The sequence below is a fragment of the Ruegeria sp. AU67 genome (assembly GCF_900312795.1).
In the GTDB taxonomy this organism is placed as follows: domain Bacteria; phylum Pseudomonadota; class Alphaproteobacteria; order Rhodobacterales; family Rhodobacteraceae; genus Ruegeria; species Ruegeria atlantica.
Genome location: NZ_OMPH01000002.1, coordinates 67,448 through 75,410 on the forward strand (window position 1 = coordinate 67,448; position 7,963 = coordinate 75,410).

9 protein-coding genes are annotated in these 7,963 nt (G+C 58.3%); 3 read left to right on the forward strand and 6 right to left on the reverse strand.

What is annotated here, in order from left to right; translation table 11 throughout:
- Positions 1-7: 7 nt before the first annotated feature.
- Positions 8-694, forward strand: coding sequence for a DNA alkylation repair protein (locus DK510_RS00555; protein WP_200833182.1), 687 nt, complete (start codon positions 8-10; stop codon positions 692-694).
- Here DK510_RS00555 and DK510_RS00560 read toward each other — a convergent pair.
- Positions 682-1,098, reverse strand: coding sequence for a hypothetical protein (locus tag DK510_RS00560; RefSeq protein ID WP_109310450.1), 417 nt, complete (start codon positions 1,096-1,098; stop codon positions 682-684). The two genes, DK510_RS00555 and DK510_RS00560, sit on opposite strands and share 13 nt — an antisense overlap.
- Positions 1,099-1,188: 90 nt before the next feature.
- On the opposite strand from DK510_RS00560, the gene moaA reads away from it, so the two are divergent.
- On the forward strand, positions 1,189-2,196 hold the full coding sequence (gene moaA, locus DK510_RS00565; RefSeq protein WP_109310462.1) for a GTP 3',8-cyclase MoaA: 1,008 nt from the start codon (positions 1,189-1,191) through the stop codon (positions 2,194-2,196).
- Between the two features lies 1 nt (position 2,197).
- The gene (locus tag DK510_RS00570) at positions 2,198-3,496 is read left to right on the forward strand and encodes a 3-deoxy-D-manno-octulosonic acid transferase (RefSeq protein ID WP_234998832.1); all 1,299 of its coding nucleotides are present in this window, start codon (positions 2,198-2,200) and stop codon (positions 3,494-3,496) included.
- 81 nt (positions 3,497-3,577) lie between these two features.
- Here the strand turns inward: DK510_RS00570 and DK510_RS00575 are convergent, their stop codons facing one another.
- The 5 genes from DK510_RS00575 to DK510_RS00595 all read right to left on the reverse strand — a co-directional run.
- Positions 3,578-4,741, reverse strand: coding sequence for a M20 aminoacylase family protein (locus DK510_RS00575; protein WP_109310451.1), 1,164 nt, complete (start codon positions 4,739-4,741; stop codon positions 3,578-3,580).
- A gap of 59 nt (positions 4,742-4,800) precedes the next feature.
- Positions 4,801-5,943 carry an MFS transporter gene (locus DK510_RS00580; RefSeq protein WP_109310452.1) on the reverse strand — a complete coding sequence of 381 codons (1,143 nt, stop codon included), beginning with the start codon at positions 5,941-5,943 and terminating at the stop codon, positions 4,801-4,803.
- A gap of 70 nt (positions 5,944-6,013) precedes the next feature.
- Entirely contained in the window at positions 6,014-7,291 is a 1,278-nt protein-coding gene (locus tag DK510_RS00585) for a DUF3422 family protein (protein ID WP_109310453.1), read from the reverse strand.
- A gap of 107 nt (positions 7,292-7,398) precedes the next feature.
- The gene (locus tag DK510_RS00590; RefSeq protein ID WP_109310454.1) at positions 7,399-7,755 is read right to left on the reverse strand and encodes a VOC family protein; all 357 of its coding nucleotides are present in this window, start codon (positions 7,753-7,755) and stop codon (positions 7,399-7,401) included.
- An 85-nt stretch (positions 7,756-7,840) separates the two neighbouring features.
- Positions 7,841-7,963: NAD(P)(+) transhydrogenase (Re/Si-specific) subunit beta (locus tag DK510_RS00595; protein ID WP_160116413.1), on the reverse strand; the 123-nt coding region annotated here is incomplete at its 5' end.

Here is a 7,963-nt window from a genome sequence, read left to right on the forward strand (position 1 = left end):
TTTTTTGATGCTTGAAGCCTATTTGGACCAGATCAAAGCCCATTCCGATCCCGAGCGCGCCGAACAAATGGCGGCCTACCACAAGGCCGACCGCACCCATCTGGGCGTGGCAAACCCGATCCTGAATGATCTGACCAAAACCTGGCGACAGGAGTTGGATGTGACAGCGCGCGTCGAACTCGCAGATGCGCTGTGGCAAACCAATATTCACGAAGGACGTCTTGCCGCCGCAAAACTGCTGACACAGGCGCGCATCCGACCGGATGATGCCGTTTGGGACCTGCTGCAAAGCTGGTTGCCGGATTTTGATGCCTGGGCCGTGGCGGATCACGCCTGCATGGCGATGCAAAAGCGCCTTTCAGCCGACCCTTCGCGGCTGGATCAGGTGGAAAGCTGGACAAAATCGGACCACATGTGGACCAGGCGCGCGGCGCTGGTGGCGACCCTGCCCTGGACCAAACAGAACCACCCCAAACCGGAAGACCTGCAACGCCGAGACCGCATTCTGGGTTGGGCTGCAGGCTATGTGCCCGATCGCGACTGGTTCATTCAAAAGTCTGTTGCGTGGTGGCTGCGGGAGCTGTCCAAGCACGACCCGGACCGCGTCATTGCCTTTCTGAAGGCACATGGAGATGCGATGAAACCGTTCGCACGAAAAGAGGCTGGCAAATATCTGAAAGGTCAGTTGGAATAAACTTCCAATTCAACCAATTCATCGAATGGCAACAGCAGTGCCCGCATCGCATCCAGCGATAGACGGCTGCCGCCCCCCGCTGGCCCGGATGCCGGAATAAGCGTGATATAGGCCTGCGCGCCTGTCCGCGGCACAACTACGCGCCCGATGAATTCAGTCTCCACTAAAGACGTTTCCAGCCAACGGCCGGGTGTTGTCGGATCTCCCAGACCCGCAATCGTGGTTTTTGGACCGACCCAACCAGTGGCGGCTACCGCGACGGGCTGCGGCTCGACCACCTCTTCTACAACGGCTGGTTCTGCCTCTTCAGGGGGCTTGTCACCACCAAAGACACGATCGGTGGTCGACCGCACGGTGTCACATCCCGCCACCAGAACACAAAAAGCCAAAAGCGCATATCTCATGACGCAAACCTATCGCCCTGCGTGCATCTGTTCCAGCGCAAAGCGCAGTTCGCCCTTGTCGCAGGGCGGTTGCAGCTTTACCTATGTCGCATGACAGCTCCGCTTATCGACCCGTTCGCACGTGCCATCACCTATCTCCGCGTTTCCGTCACGGATCGCTGCGATTTCCGCTGCGTCTATTGCATGTCCGAGGACATGACCTTTCTGCCCAAGAAAGACCTGCTGACGCTGGAAGAGCTTGACCGCATGTGCTCGACCTTTGTGAACATGGGCGTTGAAAAGTTGCGCATCACCGGCGGCGAGCCACTGGTGCGCCGCAATATCATGACGTTTTTCAATTCGATGACCCGACATCTGGACAGCGGCGCCCTGAAAGAGCTGACGCTGACCACCAATGGCTCGCAACTGCACCGATTTGCCGATGATCTCTACGCTGCCGGTGTTCGTCGCGTGAACGTATCGCTGGATACGCTGGACGAAGACAAATTTGCCAAGGTCACCCGTTGGGGACGCCTCAAGCAGGTGCTGAACGGGATCGACGCCGCGCAGAAAGCGGGTCTGCGGGTAAAGATCAATGCGGTCGCCTTGAAAGGGTTCAATGAACCCGAATTGCCAAAGATCACCGAATGGTGTGCCGAGCGTGACATGGATCTGACCTGGATTGAGGTCATGCCCATGGGTGATATAGGAAACGAAGACCGCCTGGACCAATACTGGTCTCTCGAAGATGTGCGCAAGGAATATGAAAACCACTATTCCGTGACGGATCTGGCCGAACGTACCGGTGGACCTGCGCGTTATGTACGGCTTGAGGATACGGGCCAGAAAATCGGCTTTATCACACCGCTGTCGCATAACTTCTGCGAAAGCTGCAACCGCGTGCGCCTGACCTGCACCGGTGAGCTGTACATGTGCCTTGGGCAAGAGGATATGGCCGACCTGCGCGCGCCGCTGCGCGATCATCCCGACAGTGATAAATCATTGGAAGAGGCAATCAGGTCCGCGATCACCCTCAAGCCCAAAGGGCATGATTTCGACTATTCCCGTCAGGCGGTCGACGGCCAGATGAGCCGCCACATGAGCCACACGGGCGGCTAAAGTGCCAAACAACCCCGACCAGCCAACGCTGCTGTACAAGCTGTATTGCGGCCTGACTTCCGTTGCGGCCCCGCTGGCATGGCGCATGGTTCGCAAAAAGCTGCAGACGTCGGGCGTTCCCGAAACGCGCCAGCAGGAACGCCTTGGCCACGCCACGCAAACCCGCCCGGATGGGCAGCTGATCTGGTTCCACGCCGCCAGCGTTGGCGAAACTCTGTCGGTCATCAGCCTCATCAAACGTCTGGGCGAACGCCTGCCCCAGGCTGAGTTTCTGATTACCTCCGGAACCCCAACTTCGGCCGCGCTGATCGAAAAACGAATGCCACCGCGCGCACGCCACCAATACCCACCACTGGACACAGCCGGACCGGTGAAGCGTTTTTTGGATCACTGGCACCCGGACGCCGGCATTTTCGTCGAAAGCGAAATCTGGCCGCGCCTGATTGTCGAAGCCTCTCGCCGCGAGGTTCCGCTAGCGCTGCTCAACGCGCGCCTGTCGGATCGCTCGGTCGAGGGATGGAAGAAGCGACCCCAAACCGCGCGATTTATTCTGGACCATTTCACACTGTTCCTAACCCAGAATGACAAGACTGCAGCAAATCTTATCTACATGGGCGCACGCCCCGATCGGGTACAGCCCGGCACCAACCTCAAAGCCATGTCGGACCCGCTGCCGGTCGATCAGGCCACACTGAGCGATATCCGCGCTCAGATCGCCGACCGCCCGGTCTGGATCGCCAGTTCGACCCATGCAGGTGAGGAGGAAACGGTTCTGGCCGCGCATGCCAAGCTGTTGCAGCGCTGGCCCGATCTGCTGCTCCTGCTGATCCCCCGGCATCCCGAACGACGGTCAGAGGTTGCAGGTCTGCTCGAGTCCGCCGGGCAGTCCGCTGCTTTCCGCACCAAGGGCGACAAGATCGCGCCGCAGTCTCAAGTTTACGTTGCTGACACACTGGGCGAAACCGGCACGTGGTACGCATTATGCCCTATCGTGTTCTTGGGCGGCTCGCTCAAGGAAATCGGCGGTCACAACCCGTTTGAGCCCGCACAGGTCGGTGCCGCTGTGATCACTGGTCCTGGGTACTTCAATTTTGCGGAAACCTTCGCGCCACTGATCGAAAGCGGCGGCGCGACCGAGGTCAATTCCGCCCCGCAACTCGCGGATGCAGTTGCGAATTGGGTGTCAGACGACACCGCGCTGAACAAAGCGCGGGCTGGCGCGAAATCCTGCGTAAACAACCAGAAATCCGCGTTGGACGATGTGATCAACACCCTGAGCGATACGCTCAACCTCACCTGACGCAGCAAGGGTCCACCTTCATCTGGCCATAAATATCCTGTGGAGCGCGAGGGGCTACCCCCTCGCTTCCCTACGCCGTCATCAGGCCGCGGGCATCCGTTGTTCTACGATCCCGGCCCACCAGCTGCATCCAGCCGGAATCGCCTCGTCGTTAAAATTATATTCGGGATGATGCACAGCCGCTGTATCGCCATTGCCAACCAGGATGTACGCTCCGGGCCGTTCTTCCAACATAAAGGCAAAGTCTTCACCGCCCATGATCAAGGGCGCTTCGTCACAGTTTCCAGACACCGAGCGCGCGACATCCGCTGCAAAATCGGTCTGCTCGTCGCTGTTTACCATCACCGGATAACCCCGGTAATAGGTCACATCGGCCTGACCACCAAAAGTGGTGGCGATACCTGCGCAGATTTCCTGAACGCGCTTTTCAGCCAAGTCGCGCATATCCTTGCTCATCGTGCGCACGGTCCCTTTGATCTTCACCGATTGGGGGATCACATTGAACGCGTTTGACGACGTCTCAAACGACGTGACCGAAACCACAAGACGATCAATCGGGTCAGCATTGCGCGATGCAATGGTCTGCAGCGCCAAGACAGCCTGAGCAGCCATCACAGTGGAGTCGACCGTTTCATGAGGCTTGGCGGCGTGCCCGCCTTTGCCTTCGAAAGTGATGTCGAACTGATCTGTAGCCGCAAAAAAGGCCCCAGGCCGAATGGCGAAGCTGCCCACCGGGCGGCCGGGCCAATTGTGCATGCCGTAGACCTCTTGAATGCCCCAGCGGTCCATCATGCCGTCTTCGCACATCTCGCGCCCACCGCCGCCGCCTTCTTCGGCGGGTTGGAAGATCACAATCACAGTGCCGTCAAAATTGCGCGTCTCGGACAGGTATTTCGCGGCCCCTAACAACATCGCCGTATGCCCGTCATGGCCGCAGGCGTGCATCGCGCCGTCGGTTTTTGAGGCATAGTCCAGCCCGGTCGCCTCGTGGATCGGCAGCGCATCCATATCCGCCCGCAGCCCGATCACCTTGCCGCTTGTGTCCGTCTTGCCCTTGATCACGCCGACAACTCCGGTACGGCCGATACCTGTCACCACTTCATCACAGCCAAAGTCCCGCAACCTGTCTGCGACCAAAGCACTGGTGCGATGGGTTTCGAACAGGATTTCCGGGTTTTCATGAATATCGCGTCGCCACTCGGTGATTTCACCCTGCAACTCGGCGAACCGGTTTTTGATCGGCATGTTGGTCTCCTAACTGTTGGTTTTCCGGCCTGCTGCACCGCTATGACCCCGCCATGACTTCAATCTGTTTCGGCAGGTCGCAACGAACCCGCCAACAGGACAATGAATACGGCCAGCGGCAACAGCGCCGTGAATGCTACGCGCAATGTAAGCATCTCTGCGAGAAACCCAATAAGCGGTGGGCCAATCAACAGGCCTCCGTACCCCAGCGTGGCGACGCTGGCGATCGCCTGCCCCGGTGGCACATTGGGATCACTTGCCGCCCGGCTGAACGCCAACGGCATGATCACCGCGTATCCGACCCCCATCATCGCAAAACCTGCCAATGCCAGCGCTGCCTCCGCAGCGGACACAACACAGAACACACCCAAAGCGGCGCAAGCCCCGCCAAATCGCGCTGTTGCCACCGGTCCAAACCGCGCAATGACAAACCCGCCTGCCAAGCGGAAAGCAACCATGGCTACCGAGAATACCGCATAGCCCAATGCCGCAATGCTTTCGGCGGCGTCGGTCACGTCCCGTAGGAAAATCGCACTCCAGTCCGCCACTGCACCTTCCCCCAATGCTCCGCACAGAGCAGTGAAGCCCACAAGGATCAAAGCGCCTGAAGGTAGTGCAAAAACCTTGCCTCCGGACACGGCCGCGCGGCGCGATGTCCAGCGTACCCATGACAATGCCAATGCCAACCCAACGACGATCCCGCCCGCCAGCAAAAAATGTTGGATCACTGTCAGCCCCACTTGCACCGCGGCAAATCCGCTGAGGGCGCCCAATCCTGCCCCAAGGCTCCACATCGCGTGGAAGGATGACATCACGGGTTTCTTGTACGCCTGCTCAACCTCCGCTGCCCAGGCGTTCATCGCCACATCCATCGAGCCGTGGAAAGCCCCGAATGCGAACAAAAAAGCCGCAAGCGACCAAAAGCTACCCGCGAGGGCCAGAAGCACCAAAGAAACCGTATAGAGAACGGCAATGTACCGCGTCAGAACCACCGCGCCGAACCTGTCGGTCAACCGGCCCGTGATCGGAAATGAACACACCGCGCCAGCCGCCATGAACAACAGGCCATATCCCAGTGTCTCATGCGTCAGGTCCAGTTTGTCCCGGACAGCTGGAATGCGCGATGCCCAGATGCCGAACAATGCGCCATTCAATATGAACATGGCGGCCACGGCCCGCCACGCCGACACGATTCCAATCACAGAGAATTCCTCGACCCAGGTGTCAAACGCGTTTGTTGTACAACTCGCAGGTCCAAAGGCAAATACGGATCTACTCCAACCGCTTTCGAATCCTGCGAACGGCAAACCATACCGCCAAGACAACCGGAATCGTCACCGCTGCGCTTAACATCCCTTTACTGATCCCGGCACCCGTCAGGGGGTAGAGCAAATAGCTGACCAGCGATACGGCATAATAGCTAATCGCGACCACGGAAAGCCCCTCGACCGTGTGCTGCAGGCGCAAGGCCAGATCGGCGCGGCGATCCATGCTTTCCAACAGGGCCTGGTTCTGCGCGCTGCGCTCAACATCTACGCGGGTTCGCAGCAGTTCCCCTGCACGGATGGCCCGATCTGAAAGGGCTTGCAGGCGACGTTCCGTGGATTTCACCGTACGGATCGCCGGGTCGTATCGGCGCATCATAAAGTCCGCGAAGTTCTGACCGCCTTCAAAACGCTCTTCGCGCAGGACCTCAATCCGCTGATTTACGATGGCCTCATAGGCACCCGTGGCTCCGAACCGGAACGAACACTGCGCAGCAAGAGTTTCCAGTTCAATCGAGGTCGACAGCAAGTCCTGAAGCAACTCGTCGGGCTGGGCAGAATTGTCGGTCATCTGCCCCATCAGGCGCGTCAGCTTTTCATCCAGCTTTCCGATACGAGGCATCAGTTGTTTGACCCGCGCAAAACCCAGCATGGACATTGCCTTGTAGGTCTCGATCTCACACAAACGCTGGACGATCCGTCCCGTCCTGCGCCGACCGGTGCCATTCGCGACAAACAGCGCAAACCGCATGTGCCCTGCCGGATCGATACGAAAATCACTTGCACAAACAGCTGCGTCATCCAGCACCCGAGCAACAGCTAGGCTTTCTGGTTCGAACCAATCCAACAGCTTGGATTTGATCACCTCGTCGCCTTCACGCTCGACAACACGCACCATGGCCGAAGTGACCCTCTGACCGGGGCTGGCCATCAACCAGTCGGGGGGAAAAACCTCAAAATCAGCCGGGTTGAACGCACGCTCGCTGACATTCTGGGCGATGGCCGTATAGGTCACGAACTCAGTGTGTTGTTCCCACTTCAACCAATGGCGGCCGATTTGTCCGGCATAGTGCGTGGCGTCCGGCTGCGGGTGCTGAGCACCGTGGCGGTCGAGAAGATCGATCAGGTGATCCAGATCTTCGCGGCGATCCCGTGCGACGGCGGCAACAGATTTCTTGATCGCAAGAAAGACCACAGTACAGGGCATTGCCGCCACCGGAAACGGACGGGCGTGCAATTCATTAGCCAGCGCATAGCGCAGCGGATGGTCATCTATCGGCGTCATCTTGGGCTCCGTTTCGTCCGAGGCACTATACGACACCTATTAAATTCATCAATTCTCTTTTTATTTCATATACTTACAAGGATACTACGGTATACAAACCCGCTATCTCATTGATTTGGCTGCCACAGCTCGATCGGGTTGCCCTCTGGGTCATGGATGCGCGCGAACTTGCCAACCTCACTGTCCCACTCTGCGTTAGTTTCTACCTTGATCCCTGCGGCTTCAAGCTGTGCAATCATGGTGGCCAGATCATCGACACGAAAATTGATCATCCACTGCTGCTCGGATCTTCCGAAGTACGCGGTGTCCTGCGCAAAGGGGGCGAAGACTGTGTAACCCTCGCGCTGTTTCCATGGCTCCGGGATATAGTGATTTACGCCCAGGTGCTTTTCATACCACGCACTCAAGGTCTCGGGATCACGAGCGCGAAAGAACACGCCGCCTATGCCGTTCACTTTTTCCATCGGGCACCTCCTTTTCAATTCAGGATACACCAAAAACAGAAAAGGCGCCCACTGGGGCGCCTTTCCGATAGTTATCCTGACCCGTTCAGTCGATCATCGGCAGTAGTTTGTCGAGGCTTGCCTTTGCGTCGCCGTAGAACATGCGGGTGTTTTCTTTGAAGAACAGCGGGTTTTCGATGCCCGAGTATCCGGTGCCCTGACCGCGTTT

Coding starts and splice junctions, on each gene's coding strand:
- DK510_RS00585 (WP_109310453.1), bottom strand. CDS start 7,291: ATGACGCCGATAGATGACCATCCGCTGCGCTATGCGCTGGCTAATGAA.
- DK510_RS00555 (WP_200833182.1), top strand. CDS start 8: ATGCTTGAAGCCTATTTGGACCAGATCAAAGCCCATTCCGATCCCGAG.
- DK510_RS00575 (WP_109310451.1), bottom strand. CDS start 4,741: ATGCCGATCAAAAACCGGTTCGCCGAGTTGCAGGGTGAAATCACCGAG.
- DK510_RS00590 (WP_109310454.1), bottom strand. CDS start 7,755: ATGGAAAAAGTGAACGGCATAGGCGGCGTGTTCTTTCGCGCTCGTGAT.
- DK510_RS00560 (WP_109310450.1), bottom strand. CDS start 1,098: ATGAGATATGCGCTTTTGGCTTTTTGTGTTCTGGTGGCGGGATGTGAC.
- moaA (WP_109310462.1), top strand. CDS start 1,189: ATGACAGCTCCGCTTATCGACCCGTTCGCACGTGCCATCACCTATCTC.